Genomic DNA, 14,796 nt, shown 5'->3' on the forward strand with positions numbered 1-14,796 from the left:
ATGGACCACGCCGCGGACGTCCCCGACGTCTTCGACCCCCGCATCTACGCCGCCGGCATCCCGCACGAGCGCTACCGGCTGCTGCGCGAGCGGCACCCCGTGGCCTGGCAGGCGGAGCCGGAGATCCAGGGCTGGCCCGCCGGCCCGGGCTTCTGGGCCGTCACCCGGCACGCCGATGTCGTGCGGGTCCTGCGCGACCACCGGACGTACACCTCCTGGCTGGGCGCCACCCAGATCCGCGACCCCGACCCGGCCGACCTGCCCTTCCTGCGCCGCACCATGCTCAACCAGGACCCACCCGAACACGGCCGGCTGCGGCGGCTGGTGTCCCGCGCTTTCACCCCCGCCCGCGTCGACGCCTTCGCCGGGCGGGTACGGGAGCGGGCCCGCGCCCTGCTCGCCGCCGCCCGCCAGGACGCCACGGACGGCGCCGCCGACCTCGTACGCGCCGTCACCGACGAGTACGCGCTGCTGAACCTCACCGACCTGCTGGGCGTCCCGGCCGCCGACCGGGCCCTGCTGCTGGAGTGGACCGTACGGATCATCGGGTACCAGGACCCCGACGACGCCCCGCCGCCGCTCCTCGGCCCGGACGGCACACCGCTCAACCCGCGCTCACCGGCCCTGCTCGGCGAGATGTTCGCCTACGCCCGCGAACTGGCCGGCCACAAGCGCGCCCACCCCGGCGACGACGTGATGACCGCCCTCGCCGAGGCCGGACTGGACCCGGCCGAACTGGAGATGTTCTTCTTCCTGCTCACCGTCGCGGGCAACGACACCGTACGCAGCGCCGCCCCCGGCGGCCTGCTCGCTCTGGCCGGGGCCCCGGACGCCTACCGCCGGCTCGCGGACGGAACCGTCCCGTTCGACCGCGCCGTCGACGAACTCCTTCGCGTCCACCCGCCGGTGCTCAGCTTCCGCCGCACGGCCGCCGTCGACACCGAACTGGCCGGGCGGACCATCCGCGCCGGGGAGAAGGTGGTGGTCTTCCACGCCTCCGCCAACCACGACGAGCGCGCCTTCACCGACCCCGGCCGCCTCGACCTGGCGCGGACGCCCAACCCGCACGTCTCCTTCGGGGACGGCCCGCACGTCTGCCTCGGCGCCCACTTCGCCCGGCTCCAGCTGCGCATCCTCTACGAGGAGTGGTGCGCGGCCATGCCCCCGCCGGAACTGGCGGGACCGCCCCGGAGGCTGGTCTCCAACTTCATCAACGGGATCACGAGGCTGCCGGTTCGGGTGTCAGAGCGGCCCGGGTGACATCGGCCGCGAGCTCGGTCACATCGGGGCCGTAGGCATCGGAGTTGACCACCCTCAGCACCAGGCAGAAGGGATCCTTCCGGTACGTGCGGGCCAGCCGCTCGTGGTGGCGGGCGAGATAGCGGGCGGCGGCCTGGTTGCTGACCGCCGTCTGCCCGGAGAGCAGGAAGACGGGACGGCCGCCCTGCGCGCCCGTCAGCCTGGCCAGCAGCACGTGCTCCACCCGCCCCTTGGCCCACCGGTAGCTCTCGCCGCCCACCTGGATCGCGCCCCGGTCCTCGTGCTCCTGGGTGTCGACGTTCACCCGTACCCCCGGCAGCATCGAGGCCAGGTGTGCCACCGTACGGGTGTTGGATGTCGGGCCGCCGACGCAGAACTCGGCGCGCTCGCCGAAGCCCTGGCGCGCCTCGTCGTGCGTGACGATCTGGACGTTGGCCCCGCAGTCCTTGATCAGCGCGGATATCTCCAGCAGCGCGAAGGCGTCGTTGCGGTGCACCGACGACTCCTTGCCGCCCATCTGCCGGTTGACCACGAACAGGCACTCGGCGCCGGCCGGCAGTCCGAAGAAGCCCTGCTTGCGGCGCAGCGTACGGCGCCACAGGTAGGTCCGGGCGAACCAGCCGAACCCGCCGCTGACGGCGGTGGCTATCACCCCGAGCACGATGTTGCGCACGTCGTCGTTCATGCGGCGGATGGTAGCGGCCGGGCCGCCTTCCTGACGCGGGGGGTGCGGTGAAGTTACGCTGCGCGAACCAGACCTGACCGGCCGTCGACCGGAGGAACCGCATGCGTGCTCCCGCCGCACGTCAGTTTGCGCTCGTCGCCCTCGCCGGGGCGCTCGTCTCCACCGGGGCCGCCGCCCCGCCCACCACGGCCGCCCCGCCGGCCAAGGTGCCGGTCGCCGCCGGCTACGGCGGCGCCGTCGCCAGCGTCGACGCCGACGCCACCGCCGCGGGCATCGCCGTCCTGCGCTCCGGCGGCAACGCCGTGGACGCGGCGGTCGCCACCGCCGCCGCGCTCGGGGTGACCGAGCCCTACTCGGCGGGCATCGGCGGAGGCGGCTACCTCGTCTACTACGACGCCCGCTCGCACCGGGTGCACACCGTCGACGGCCGCGAGACCGCCCCCGCCACGGCCACCGAGGCACTCTTCCTGGAGAACGGCCTCCCCATCCCCTTCGCGGAGGGCCAGACCAGCGGCCGCGGGGTCGGCGTGCCCGGCACCCCCGCCACCTGGAAGAGCGCCCTCGACGCCTGGGGCACCCGCCCGCTGGACAAACTGCTGAAGCCCGCCGAGAAACTGGCCCGCGAGGGCTTCACGGTGGACAGCACCTTCCGGGCCCAGACCGAGCTCAACCAGGACCGCTTCAAGGACTTCCCGGCGACCTCGAAGCTCTTCCTGCCGGGCGGCGCCCTGCCGGTGGTCGGCTCCACCTTCAAGAACCCCGACCTCGCCGCCACCTACGCCGAACTCGGCCGCAAGGGGACCGGAGCCCTCTACCGCGGACCCCTCGCCGAGGACATCGTCCGGGCGGTGCGCACACCCCCGGTGGATCCGGCGGCCACCCGCAAGGTCCGCCCCGGCGACCTGACCACCGCCGACCTGCGCGCGTACGCGACCAAGCGGCAGGACCCGACCCGGGTGAGCTACCGCGGCCTGGACGTCTACGGCATGGCGCCCTCCTCCTCCGGCGGCACCACCGTCGGCGAGGCGCTGAACATCCTGGAGCGGAGCGACCTCTCGAAGCTGTCGCAGACGCAGTACCTGCACCGCTTCATCGAGGCCTCGCGGATCTCCTTCGCCGACCGGGGCCGCTGGGTCGGTGACCCGGCGGCGGTGGACGTGCCCACGCGTGAGCTGCTCTCGCAGCGGTTCGCCGACTCGCGCGGCTGCCTGATCGCACCGGACCGTACGCTGACCAGCCCGCTGGCCCCCGGCGACCCGCGCCACCCGGCGGCCTGCGGCGGATCCGGCCGGGCCGCCCCGACCACGTACGAAGGGGAGAACACCACGCACCTGACGGTCGCCGACCGCTGGGGCAACGTGGTCTCCTACACCCTGACCATCGAGTCCACCGGCGGTAGCGCGATCACCGTTCCCGGACGCGGCTTCCTGCTCAACAACGAGCTGACCGACTTCTCGTTCGCCCCGGCCGCGCCCGGCGTCCCGGACCCGAACCTGCCCGGCCCCGGCAAGCGGCCGCGCTCGTCCATGTCCCCGACGATCGTGCTGGAGGACGGCCGTCCGGTGCTCGCGGTCGGCTCCCCGGGCGGTGCCACCATCATCACGACCGTGCTGCAGACCCTGATCGGCCACCTGGACCGGGGGCTGCCGCTCGTCGACGCGATCGCCGCGCCGCGGGCCAGCCAGCGCAACCAGACCACCACCGAGCTGGAACCGGGCCTGTGGAACAGCCCGGTGCGCGCGGAGCTGGAGGCGATCGGCCAGGGCTTCCGGCAGAACCCGGAGATCGGCGCGGCCACCGGCGTGCAGCGGCTGCCGGACGGCCGCTGGCTGGCGGCGGCCGAGACCAGCCGCCGGGGCGGCGGCTCGGCGATGGTGGTCCGCCCTCACGGGAAGCCGTAGCGGTCGGGGAGGGGTTCAGAGGGCGGTGAGAATCCGCGGACCGTCGGCGGTGATCGCGACCGTGTGCTCCGAGTGGGCGGCGCGGCTGCCGTCGACGGTGCGCAGGGTCCAGCCGTCCGCGTCGCAGGTGTAGTCGTCCGTACCGCCCGCGATCAGCATCGGCTCGATGGCGAGGACCAGGCCGGGGCGCAGCTTCATGCCGCGTCCCGGCGGGCCCTCGTTGGGCACGCCCGGGTCCTCGTGCATGGTGCGGCCGATGCCGTGGCCGCCGAAGCCGTCCGGCACCCCGTACCCGGCGGCGCGGCAGGTGGCACCGATCGCGTGGGCGATGTCGCCGATCCGGTTGCCGGGCACGGCGGCGGCGATCCCGGCGGCGAGGGCCGCCTCGGAGGTCTCGATCAGCCGGAGGTCGGCGGGCCGGGCCGGGCCGACGGTGAAGCTGACCGCCGCGTCCCCGACCCAGCCGCCGAGCTTCGCCCCGCAGTCGGCGCTGACCAGGTCACCGCCCCGCAGCCGGTAGTCGCCGGGGATGCCGTGCACGATCGCGTCGTTCACCGAGACGCACACCACGGCGGGGAAGGGCACGGGCGCGAACGGCGGCCGGTACCCCAGGAACGGCGAGGTGGCACCGGCCTCGCGGAGCACCTCGCGGGCCACCTGGTCCAGGTCCCGCAGGGACACCCCCACGTCGGCGGCCTCCCGTACGGCGGCCAGGGCGCGGGCGACCACCCGGCCCGCGGCGCGCATCTCGTCGATCTCTCGGTCCGTCTTCAGTTTCACCATGCCAATAACTATACCGGTATAAGAATAACGGGATAGTTATTGGTGTGCGGGGTAGGATGACGGCATGGTCCGTACCCCCCTCACCCCCGAAGAACGCGAGCGCGGCGAGCGGCTCGGCGCCCTGCTGCGCGAGGCCCGCGGCGACCGGAGCATGGTCGAGGTCGCGGCCGGCGCCGGGCTCTCCGCCGAGACCCTGCGCAAGATCGAGACCGGCCGGGCACCCACCCCCGCCTTCTTCACGGTCGCCGCCCTCGCCGCGGCCCTCGGCCTCTCCCTGGACGACCTGCTGCGACGCTGCGCCGTCGTCCCGGCATAGGCTCTGCCCGGGGCGTGTCCGGGCCTGCCGTTCGGGCGGGCGCGGCGGCCGGACGGCCCAATCGGCGGTGGGAGGTCCGGAGCGCGGGGCAAGCGTGAAGGCGTGTCAGCCATGAACGCATCCAAGCGAGTCGGTTTCGCAGTCGTCGGCGCCCTCCTCGCGGGCGGCCTGCTGCTCGCGGCGTGTGCCGCCCCCGAAGGCCGCCCCCGCGCGGGCGAGGTGGTCTTCCGCCACCCCGGCGTCGTCGTCGGCCACGGCCAGCTGCGGCAGGCGAAGCAGATGGTCGCGGCAGGCAAGGAACCCTGGCTCTCCGCGTACCGGGCGCTCCTCGGCACCCGCTAGGCCTCGCTCGACTACACCCCGCACCCGGCCGACGTGGTGCCCTGCCCCTTCAACGGCCTGGGAAACCGTCAGCCACGGAGAGACCCCGCCCGCCTGACACCCCCTAGGGTGCGGTCATGGACCTCGAAGAGCTCGGCAGGGCGCGGTACGTCAGTCTCACCACCTTCCGCAAGGACGGCACGCCCGTGGCGACACCGGTGTGGGCGGTCGCCGACGGGGGTGAGCTGTACGTGTGGACGCGCAGCGATTCGTGGAAGGTCAAGCGGATCCGCAACAACGGGCGGGTCACCGTCACCGCCTGCGACATGCGCGGGCGCGTCGAGGAAGGGGCGCAGGCGCGGGAGGGGCAGGCCCGGCTGCTCGACGAGGCGGGGCTGCGGCGGGTGCGGAAGCTGATGTCGCGCAAGTACGGCTGGCAGTTCTGGTTGGTGGACGTGCCCGCCGCCTTGGCGCGCCGGGGCAGGCGTCCGCACACCGCGATCGCCGTCAAGCTTTGAGACTCCCGTAGCCCGCCCGTAACACAGGTGGGATCCAATGCGGTCATGGAGACCGCGACTTCGCTGGCGATCAGTCAACTCTCGGGATACTTGCGGGGATTGACGCAGAGACTGGATCCCGGGGCAGGCTGGTACGGGGAGTTCCTGCGCCGGGATCCGGAGGGGATGAGGGCCTGTCTCGACGGGGCGGCGATGCCCCCGTGGGACGTGGTGGAATCGCTGCTGCGGGACCTGGCCGGGGCGCGGGGGGCGGAGTTCGCGGCGCGGGAGACCGTATACGCGGCCCAGCTGCGGGCGGCGGCCGTCGCCGTGTGGGACCGGCTGCCGGGCGGCGAGGGGGAGCTGCGGACCCTGATCGCGGCGGCGGTGGCGCAGCGGGCCGATGCGCAGACGGCCCTGCGGAGCCTGACGGTACGGCTCGGCAGGGCCGCCGACCGGACCGAGACGGACGCCCTCACCCGGGAACTCTCCTGGGCCCAGGACGACGTGGCCCGCGCCGTGGCCCGGCACGAAGACCTGGCTGCCCGCCTGCGGGCCCTGCGGGCGGGCCCCGACGGCCTGTGGCCGGCGGGGCCGGAGACCGCGGAGTGGCTGCCCGGGGTACCCCGGCAGCGGAAGGCGTGCACCGAACCGGGAGCCGGGCCGGGAGCAGGGCCCGGCAACGGGCCGCGCGCCGAACCCGGCAACGGGCCGGGCGCCTGGCCGGACACCGCGCCGCAAGCGCCCGCCGCCGAGGAGCCACCCGCGCGCGCCGAGGCGCCGGTCGGCCGGGCCGAGGGGCGGTGGCTGCGCGGCGCGCGACGCTCCGGCGGCGCCCGGTACGCGGGCTCGGCGGCCCCCGAGGCCCCGGCCTTCACCCCGCCGCCGGGACACCCCGGCGGGGACGGCACGCCGGGTTCCGGTCCCGGTGCCGCGCTCCCCGCACCCCGCGGAGCCCGCTTCGGCATCCCGGACGTCCCCGCACCCGAGACCCCTGGCCCCGCCGAGCCCGAGCCCCGCCCCGTACCGCGTCCCGAGCACCGGGCCGGGCCTTCGGCGGGCGTCCCCGGAGCCGTCGCCGCCGCCCTGCTCGCCCTGCGCGCCCAGGGCCGCAGCGGCGAGGCGCACGCCCTGCTGTGCGAGGCCGCGTCCCGGCCCGCCGAGCACCTGCCCGCTCTCGCCGCCGAGCTGACCCGGGCGGGACTGGCGGCGGACTGGGCCACCCTGCTGTGGGAGGCGGCCTCGCTCCCGCCCGAGCGGCTCGCGGCGGCCGCGGCCGCCCTCGGCGCCGCCGGCCGGGAGGCCGACTGCGACGCCCTGCTGCGCCAGGGCGCCGCCCGCCCGGCCGCCGAGGTCGCGGACGCGGCGCTCGCCCTGGACGGGGCCGGCCGGATCCGCGAGGCCGACGCCCTGCTCGGCGCCTTCGTCCAGGTGCGCACCGCCGAGGAGGCGGCGGGCCTGGCCCGGCACGACCCCCAGTGGTTCGCCCCGCGGCTGCTCCGGGCGGCGCGGGCGCTGCCCGGGTCCCGGCACCGCGACCTGGTCCACGCCCTGCGGGTGGCGGGCATCGCCGGCGCGTAGAGGTACTTAACCCGCCCGTCTCCTGACCGCATTCGACCGCGCGGCGACGTAACGTGATCGACTACTCCAACCGCGCACGGCGGTCTTGCCCCACGCTGTGACGAGGCCTACGTTCTACTCCCTACGCATATCGTCTACGTGCGTAGAACTCGGCGTTCCCGTCGCGAGGAGCAGCTCATGGCCCAAGTCGTCCGCGCCGCGCTGGTCCAGGCCACCTGGACCGGAGACACCGAATCGATGATCGCCAAACACGAGGAGCACGCCCGCCGGGCAGCCGCCCAGGGCGCGCAGATCATCGGCTTCCAAGAAGTCTTCAACGCCCCCTACTTCTGTCAGGTCCAGGAGCCCGAGCACTACGGCTGGGCCGAAGCCGTCCCCGACGGCCCGACCGTACGCCGGATGCAGGACCTCGCCCGCGAGACCGGCATGGTGATCGTCGTACCGGTCTTCGAGCTGGAGAGCGAGGGCTTCTACTACAACACCGCCGCCGTCATCGACGCCGACGGCAGCTACCTGGGCAAGTACCGCAAGCACCACATCCCCCAGGTCAAAGGCTTCTGGGAGAAGTACTACTTCCGTCCGGGCAACCTCGGCTGGCCCGTCTTCGACACCGCCGTCGGCCGGATCGGCGTCTACATCTGCTACGACCGCCACTTCCCCGAGGGATGGCGCCAACTGGGCCTGGCCGGGGCCCAGCTGGTCTACAACCCCTCCGCCACCTCCCGAGGCCTGTCCGCGTACCTGTGGCAGCTGGAGCAGCCCGCCTCCGCCGTCGCCAACGAGTACTTCGTCGCCGCCATCAACCGCGTCGGCCAGGAGGAGTACGGCGACAACGACTTCTACGGCACCAGCTACTTCGTCGACCCGCGCGGCCAGTTCGTCGGGGAGGTCGCCAGCGACAAGGACGAGGAACTCGTCGTCCGCGACCTCGACTTCGACCTGATCAAGGAGGTTCGCGACCAGTGGGCCTTCTACCGCGACCGCCGTCCCGACGCCTACGGAGGGCTCGTACAGCCGTGACCAACCCGACTCCGCTCCACAGCCGCCACCGCACCGTCCTGCCCGACTGGCTCGCGCTCTACTACAAGCACCCCATCGAGCTCACCCACGGAGAGGGCCGCCACGTCTGGGACGCCGACGGCAACCGCTACCTCGACTTCTTCGGCGGCATCCTCACCACGATGACCGCCCACGCCCTGCCCGAGGTCACCAAGGCCGTGTCCGAGCAGGCCGGACGGATCATCCACTCCTCCACCCTGTACCTCAACCGGCCGATGATCGAGCTGGCCGAGCGGGTCGCCGCCCTCTCCGGCATCCCCGACGCCCGGGTCTTCTTCACCACCTCCGGCACCGAGGCCAACGACACCGCCCTGCTGCTCGCGACGACGTACCGCCGCTCCAACCAGATCCTGGCGATGCGCAACAGCTACCACGGCCGGTCCTTCTCCACCGTCTCGATCACCGGCAACCGCGGCTGGTCCCCGACCAGTCTCTCCCCGCTGCAGACGTACTACGTCCAGGGCGCGGTCCGCACCCGCGGACCCCTCGCCCACCTGGACGACGCCGCCTTCACCGCTGCCGCCGTCGAGGACCTGGAGGACGTACTCGGCCAGGCCCGCGGGGGAGTGGCCGCCCTCATCGCCGAACCCATCCAGGGCGTCGGCGGCTTCACCTCGCCGCCCGACGGCCTCTACGGCGCCTTCCGCGAGGTCCTGAACCGCCACGGCATCCTGTGGATCAGCGACGAGGTGCAGACCGGCTGGGGCCGCACCGGCGACAACTTCTGGGGCTGGCAGGCACACGCCCAGAACGGCCCGCCGGACATCCTCACCTTCGCCAAGGGCATCGGCAACGGCATGTCCATCGGCGGGGTCGTGGCCCGGGCCGAGGTGATGAACTGCCTGGACTCCAACTCCATCTCCACCTTCGGCGGCTCCCCGGTCACCATGGCGGCCGGCGTGGCCAACCTCGCGTACCTGCTGGAGCACGACCTCCAGGGCAACGCCCGCCGCGTCGGCGGCCTGCTCCTGGAGCGGCTGCGCTCCATCGCCGCCACCGTGCCCGCCGTACGGGAGATCCGCGGCCGGGGCCTGATGGCCGGCCTCGAACTCACGAAGCCGGGCACGGACGAGGCCGACCCGGACGCGGCCGCGGCCGTCCTGGAGGCGGCCCGCGAAGGCGGCCTGCTGCTCGGCAAGGGCGGCGGGTACAACACCAGCGTGCTGCGCATCGCGCCGCCGCTCTCCCTCACCGTCGCCGAGGCGGAAGAGGGCGCCGAGATCCTCGAACAGGCATTGCGCAGCGTCCAGTAGGGGGATCACATGAGCATCCGCACCCTGATCCGCGGCGGCCTCGTCGTCACCGCCTCCGACGAACTGCACGCGGACGTCCTGATCGAGGACGGCCGCGTCGCGGCACTGGCAGCACACGGCTCGGCGGCCGCCGGAGCCTGGACGGCCGACCGCACGATCGACGCGAACGGGAAGTACGTGATCCCCGGCGGGGTCGACGCGCACACCCACATGGAACTTCCCTTCGGAGGCACCTCGGCCTCCGACACCTTCGAGACCGGAACCAGAGCCGCCGCCTGGGGCGGCACCACCACCATCGTCGACTTCGCCGTGCAGAGCGTGGGCCACTCCCTGCGCGAGGGACTCGACACCTGGTACGCCAAGGCCGACGGCAACTGCGCCGTCGACTACGCCTTCCACATGATCCTCTCGGACGTCAACGAGAGAACGCTCAAGGAGATGGACCACCTCGTCGGCGAGGGAGTCACCTCCTTCAAGCTGTTCATGGCCTACCCCGGCGTCTTCTACAGCGACGACGGGCAGATCCTGCGCGCCATGCAGCGCGGCGCCGCCAACGGCGGGCTGATCATGATGCACGCCGAGAACGGCATCGCGATCGACGTCCTCGTCGAACAGGCCCTCGCGCGCGGGGAGACCGACCCCCGGCACCACGGCGAGGTCCGCAAGGTGCTGCTCGAAGCCGAGGCCACCCACCGTGCGATCCAGCTGGCGCGGGTCGCGGGCGCCCCGCTGTACGTGGTCCACGTCTCGGCGGAGGAAGCGGTGGCGGAGCTCGCCGCCGCCCGCGACAAGGGCCTCCCGGTCTTCGGGGAAACCTGTCCGCAGTACCTGTTCCTGTCCACCGACAACCTGGAGGAGCCCGACTTCCAGGGCGCCAAGTACGTCTGCTCCACGCCGCTGCGACCGAAGGAACACCAGGCGGCGCTGTGGCGGGGCCTGCGGACCAACGACCTCCAGGTGGTCTCCACCGACCACTGCCCCTTCTGCTTCCGGGGCCAGAAGGAACTGGGCCGCGGGGACTTCTCCAAGATCCCCAACGGGCTGCCGGGTGTGGAGAACCGGATGGACCTCCTCCACCAGGCCGTCCTCGACGGGCACATCAGCCGCCGCCGCTGGATCGAGATCGCGTGCGCGACCCCGGCCCGGATGTTCGGCCTCTACCCGCAGAAGGGCACCATCGCGCCGGGCTCCGACGCCGACATCGTCCTCTACGATCCGCACGCCGAGCAGGTCATCTCCGCCGAGACGCACCACATGAACGTGGACTACTCGGCGTACGAGGGCAGGCGGATCACCGGACGCGTCGACACCGTGCTCTCGCGCGGCGAACTCGTCATCGACCAGCGCGAATTCACCGGCCGGGCCGGCCACGGGGCCTTCGTCCCCCGCTCCACCTGCCAGTACCTGTAAAGCTCAAGGAGCCGCCCCATGGACTTCGGCCTCGTCCTGCAGACCGACCCGCCCGCCTCCCAGGTCATCAGCCTCATGAAGCGCGCCGAGCGCAACGGCTTCCGCTACGGCTGGACCTTCGACTCCGCCGTGCTGTGGCAGGAGCCGTTCGTCATCTACAGCCAGATCCTGGAACACACCCGCAAGCTGCACATCGGCCCCATGGTCACCAACCCGGGCACCCGCACCTGGGAGGTGACCGCCTCCACCTTCGCCACCCTCAACGACATGTTCGGCAACCGCACCGTCTGCGGGATCGGGCGCGGGGACTCAGCGATGCGCGTCGCCGGGCGCAAGCCCAACACCCTGGCCCGCCTGGGCGAGGCCATCGACGTCATCCGGGACCTGGCCGAGGGCCGCGAGGCCCTGGTGGACGGCAACCCGATCCGCCTGCCGTGGGTCCGCGACGGGAAACTCCCCGTCTGGATGGCGGCGTACGGGCCCAAGGCCCTGGCCCTGGCGGGGGAGAAGGCCGACGGGTTCATCCTCCAGCTCGCCGACCTCTACCTCACCGAGTGGATGGTCAAGTCGGTCCGCGAGGCGGCCGTCGCGGCCGGCCGCGACCCGGCGGAGATCACCATCTGCGTGGCGGCGCCCGCGTACGTCAGCGATGACCTCGCGCACGCCCGCGACCAGTGCCGCTGGTTCGGCGGCATGGTCGGCAACCACGTCGCGGACCTCGTCGGCCGCTACGGCGAGCACTCCTCGATGGTCCCCGACGAGCTCACCGAGTACATCAAGGCCCGCCAGGGCTACGACTACAGCCACCACGGCCGGGCCGGGAACCCGTCCACCGACTTCGTCCCCGACGAGATCGTCGACCGGTTCTGCCTGCTGGGCCCGGCCGAGGCGCACATCGAGAAGCTGCGGGCCCTGCGCGACCTGGGCGTCGACCAGTTCGCCGTCTACGACATGCACGACGCGCGGGAGGCCACGATCGACGCGTACGGCCAGCACATCATCCCGGTGCTGCGCGACTGACCGGCCCACCGTGTCCGCCCGGCGGGCCGCCTCCGTGAGGGAGGCGGCCCGCTCCGGATTCAGGTCCGTGAGGTCTTGCGGTGCGACAGGCCGTCCAGGAGGTCGCGCTCGGCCGGGTTGAACTGAGGGCTGTCGAGCTGAGGACGCAAGGGGCCGACGAGGGCGGTCAGCAGCACGCTGGGTCTGACCAGGGACGCGGGTGGAGCCTGGAGGGCCAGGACATCGGTCAGGGCCGTGGCGGCACGGAACGATCCGGTCGCCGTGCGGGACAGGCGGCTGACGTAGCGGCGCAGGAGGCGGTCCGAGAGCTTCGGGCGCTTGCCCTCGGTGGTGGTGAAATGGATGTCCTGACCGGTGGCAAGGGCCCAAGCGGCGTTGACGGGGCGGGCGATGGCACGCTGCGCACGGTGGGCCAGGTTGCCGGTCGAGCCGGTCGCGAGCAGGTCGCGCAGAGCGAGCGCGCCCAGCGCCGCCACCGACATGCCCTGCGCGTAGACAGGGTTGAAGGTGGCGACGGAGTCCCCCAGTGCCACCAGGCCATCGGGCCGGGCGCCGAGCCGTTCGTAGTAGTAGCGCCGATTCGCGGTGCTGTGGGTGACGCTGACCTCGCCGAGCGGTTCGGCGTGCTCCAGCAGGTCGGCCATGATGGGATGGCGCAGCGTGCGGGCGAAGGACTCGAAGTCCTCCGCAGCGCGCGTGGGCTCTCCACCAGGGGCTCCCATCAGGCTGACGTGCCAGCGGTCGCCGTCGATCGGCAGAATGCCGCCCGCCTTGGCAGGCTGGCGCAGACGCGGGTCGGCCTGCACTCCGACGACCGGCCAGCCGCGCGTGGGGACGGGGGCCCGGTAGAGGCGGCTCGCATAGACCATGCCGGAGTCGAGACGCTCCTCGGCGAGGCCGGTGAGACCGAGCTGGGCGAGCCACCGGGGCAGGCGGGAGGCCCGTCCGGAGGCATCGATGACCAGGTCGGCGCGCAGTTCCGATTCCGTGCCGTCGCCGTCACGCAGCCGTACGCCCCTGACGGCACGGCGGTCGCCGAGCAGTCCGACGGCCTTGGTGTGCGTACGCACGGTGACCCGCGGGTCTGTGAGGACCTCTTGCCGGACGACGAGGTCCGTCAGGTCCCGGCTCGCGGTGATCACGTAGTGGGTGGCACGCTGCCAGCGGCGGTACCACCCCTCGGGAGAGTAGATCACCATGTCGGTGGTCACCGGTATGTGGTGGGCGCCCGCGGCCAGCAAACGGTCGATGCTGCCCGGTAGCAGGGCGTTGATCGCCTCTGCGCCGCCGGCTTGCAGCCAGTGGATATGGGCGGCCTGGGGAACTCCGGTGCGCGGTTCGGTCCCCGCGGGCAGATCGTGGGCCTCGAGGATCTCCACGGAATCGGCATGCTCCTTGACCGCTGCCGCCGCGAGCATGCCCGCGAGGCTCCCCCCGACGATGACGACACGCTTGGGGCCGCGGCTCGTGGCTTCACTCATGACGGGCTGCCTTCTACGGGGGCACGGTAGTACTCACGGACGTTTCGGACCACGGGCGAAGCGAGCGCCAGAGACAGCGGAACCAGGCTCTCGGCGCGCAACTCCGTGGTCCGCGTGGCGTCTTGCAGGTGTTCGGGGTGCGTCCGCTGCCGCTCGCGAGCGACGAGGACCATGGCCGCATCCGCGGTGACCGCCGCGGAGGCGTCGTCGCCACCGGTGCGGAGCGCCGTACGGTACGCCATCTCGCGGACGGCTGGGTCGAAGTACGGCGTCAGGGCGAGGATGGCGTCGTACAGGGCGGTTCTCCGGGCCGTGAGGAGCATGGCCGGCGAAGTCCGCCACCATGAGAGCGAGGGCCGGATCGCGCTCGGCGTGGGGACCTGCCCGAGGGTCCGCCACAGAGGCGCGAGGAGTCGCAGCTGGCGGACGGCCCGCGCGGTCCGTGTCACCCGCGGTCCGACGAGGGGGAGAGCGAACCCGATGGCACCGAGAACGGAGCTGGGGGCGGCGAGCTGGGGCGAAACCTCGTCGACCAGGAAGTCCAGGTCTTCTCCCGCCCAGCGGGCGGCGACCGCGGTCAATCTGATGACGTCGTAACAAGCGGTGAGCAGGTAGGCGGGTGCGAGGATGCGCAGGCCCAGCCGGAGCAGCCCCTTCACTTCTCCGGACCACCGCCAGCACAGAACGCTGGCGGCGGTCATGGCCACACCTTGCACGGCCAGGTAGGTGACGATCATTTCGCGGATGAACGGCGTGTTGGCGTAGTAGGCGTCGAACAGGGTGGTCTGCTCCACCGGAGCGCTGCCGGCCCAGAACAGTGCGATGACGGCAACCATGGCCAGGCTGTAGGCGGTCACACACAGAGCCGACGCCCGCCGGACCTGCTGCGGGGGACCCGATCGCCATTTGATGATCAACAGGAGACTCGCTCCTGAGAAGGCGATCGTCGTCGAATAGACAACAGGCGCGGCGACGTTGGTGATGCCGGTCAGCCGGTTGAGCGCGACGATGGAGGCAGGAGCGGCAAGAATCATGAGGCAGCCGGCGGCGAAGAGCAGGAGACAGGCGGCGCGGAGCAGTGTGTCCCTTCGTCTTCGGACCAGTGCGGGGACCTTCATGGCGCAGACCAGTAAGAGCGCGATCCCGTAGACGTAGAAGCCGAGACTGCTGGGCTCGGATTTCACCGGTGGCGCCTCTCCTCGATGCGGGTGCGGGTGGGGGTGCGGGTG

General features: G+C 72.6%; 14 protein-coding genes. 10 read left to right on the forward strand and 4 right to left on the reverse strand.

The window, feature by feature from the left end:
• Positions 1-1,260: a cytochrome P450 gene (locus ACZ573_RS33080; RefSeq protein WP_471311513.1), complete on the forward strand. Its 1,260-nt coding sequence runs from the start codon at positions 1-3 to the stop codon at positions 1,258-1,260.
• Here the strand turns inward: ACZ573_RS33080 and ACZ573_RS33085 are convergent.
• On the reverse strand, positions 1,220-1,945 hold the full coding sequence (locus ACZ573_RS33085; RefSeq protein ID WP_471311518.1) for a hypothetical protein: 726 nt from the start codon (positions 1,943-1,945) through the stop codon (positions 1,220-1,222). The two genes, ACZ573_RS33080 and ACZ573_RS33085, sit on opposite strands and share 41 nt — an antisense overlap.
• 101 nt (positions 1,946-2,046) lie before the next feature.
• Between ACZ573_RS33085 and ggt the strand changes: the two genes are divergently transcribed.
• Complete coding sequence (gene ggt, locus ACZ573_RS33090; RefSeq protein WP_471311520.1) at positions 2,047-3,846, forward strand: gamma-glutamyltransferase; 1,800 nt, start codon at positions 2,047-2,049, stop codon at positions 3,844-3,846.
• 15 nt (positions 3,847-3,861) lie between these two features.
• Here the strand turns inward: ggt and map are convergent, their stop codons facing one another.
• Positions 3,862-4,629 (reverse strand): type I methionyl aminopeptidase, encoded by a 768-nt coding sequence (gene map, locus ACZ573_RS33095; RefSeq protein WP_471311523.1) that lies wholly within the window; start codon positions 4,627-4,629, stop codon positions 3,862-3,864.
• A 64-nt stretch (positions 4,630-4,693) separates the two neighbouring features.
• Here map and ACZ573_RS33100 point away from each other — a divergent pair, with 64 nt between their 5' ends.
• The 8 genes from ACZ573_RS33100 to ACZ573_RS33135 all read left to right on the forward strand — a co-directional run bounded on the left by ACZ573_RS33100 (position 4,694) and on the right by ACZ573_RS33135 (position 12,086).
• Positions 4,694-4,945 carry a helix-turn-helix domain-containing protein gene (locus tag ACZ573_RS33100; RefSeq protein WP_030016857.1) on the forward strand — a complete coding sequence of 84 codons (252 nt, stop codon included), beginning with the start codon at positions 4,694-4,696 and terminating at the stop codon, positions 4,943-4,945.
• 111 nt (positions 4,946-5,056) lie between these two features.
• Entirely contained in the window at positions 5,057-5,287 is a 231-nt protein-coding gene (locus tag ACZ573_RS33105) for a hypothetical protein (protein ID WP_471311527.1), read from the forward strand.
• Positions 5,288-5,403: 116 nt separating this feature from the next.
• Complete coding sequence (locus ACZ573_RS33110) at positions 5,404-5,784, forward strand: PPOX class F420-dependent oxidoreductase (RefSeq protein ID WP_471311530.1); 381 nt, start codon at positions 5,404-5,406, stop codon at positions 5,782-5,784.
• A 99-nt stretch (positions 5,785-5,883) separates the two neighbouring features.
• Positions 5,884-7,344: a hypothetical protein gene (locus ACZ573_RS33115; RefSeq protein WP_471311535.1), complete on the forward strand. Its 1,461-nt coding sequence runs from the start codon at positions 5,884-5,886 to the stop codon at positions 7,342-7,344.
• A gap of 177 nt (positions 7,345-7,521) precedes the next feature.
• Positions 7,522-8,364 (forward strand): nitrilase-related carbon-nitrogen hydrolase, encoded by an 843-nt coding sequence (locus ACZ573_RS33120; RefSeq protein ID WP_189740752.1) that lies wholly within the window; start codon positions 7,522-7,524, stop codon positions 8,362-8,364.
• Positions 8,361-9,656, forward strand: a complete 1,296-nt coding sequence (locus tag ACZ573_RS33125; RefSeq protein WP_471311538.1) for an aspartate aminotransferase family protein — start codon at positions 8,361-8,363, stop codon at positions 9,654-9,656. The genes ACZ573_RS33120 and ACZ573_RS33125 overlap by 4 nt, the downstream gene beginning before the upstream one ends.
• A gap of 9 nt (positions 9,657-9,665) precedes the next feature.
• A complete protein-coding gene (hydA, locus tag ACZ573_RS33130) occupies positions 9,666-11,066 on the forward strand; it encodes a dihydropyrimidinase (protein WP_471311540.1) in 1,401 nt (466 codons plus the stop codon).
• An 18-nt stretch (positions 11,067-11,084) separates the two neighbouring features.
• Positions 11,085-12,086: a TIGR03842 family LLM class F420-dependent oxidoreductase gene (locus ACZ573_RS33135; protein ID WP_471311542.1), complete on the forward strand. Its 1,002-nt coding sequence runs from the start codon at positions 11,085-11,087 to the stop codon at positions 12,084-12,086.
• A 59-nt stretch (positions 12,087-12,145) separates the two neighbouring features.
• On the opposite strand, the gene ACZ573_RS33140 is transcribed toward ACZ573_RS33135, so the two are convergent.
• Both ACZ573_RS33140 and ACZ573_RS33145 read right to left on the reverse strand, forming a co-directional pair.
• Positions 12,146-13,567 carry an FAD-dependent oxidoreductase gene (locus tag ACZ573_RS33140; protein WP_471311545.1) on the reverse strand — a complete coding sequence of 474 codons (1,422 nt, stop codon included), beginning with the start codon at positions 13,565-13,567 and terminating at the stop codon, positions 12,146-12,148.
• Positions 13,564-14,751 carry an MAB_1171c family putative transporter gene (locus tag ACZ573_RS33145; RefSeq protein ID WP_471311548.1) on the reverse strand — a complete coding sequence of 396 codons (1,188 nt, stop codon included), beginning with the start codon at positions 14,749-14,751 and terminating at the stop codon, positions 13,564-13,566. The genes ACZ573_RS33140 and ACZ573_RS33145 overlap by 4 nt, the downstream gene beginning before the upstream one ends.
• Positions 14,752-14,796 lie beyond the last annotated feature (45 nt).

This window comes from Streptomyces sp. NPDC040545 (assembly GCF_055595065.1).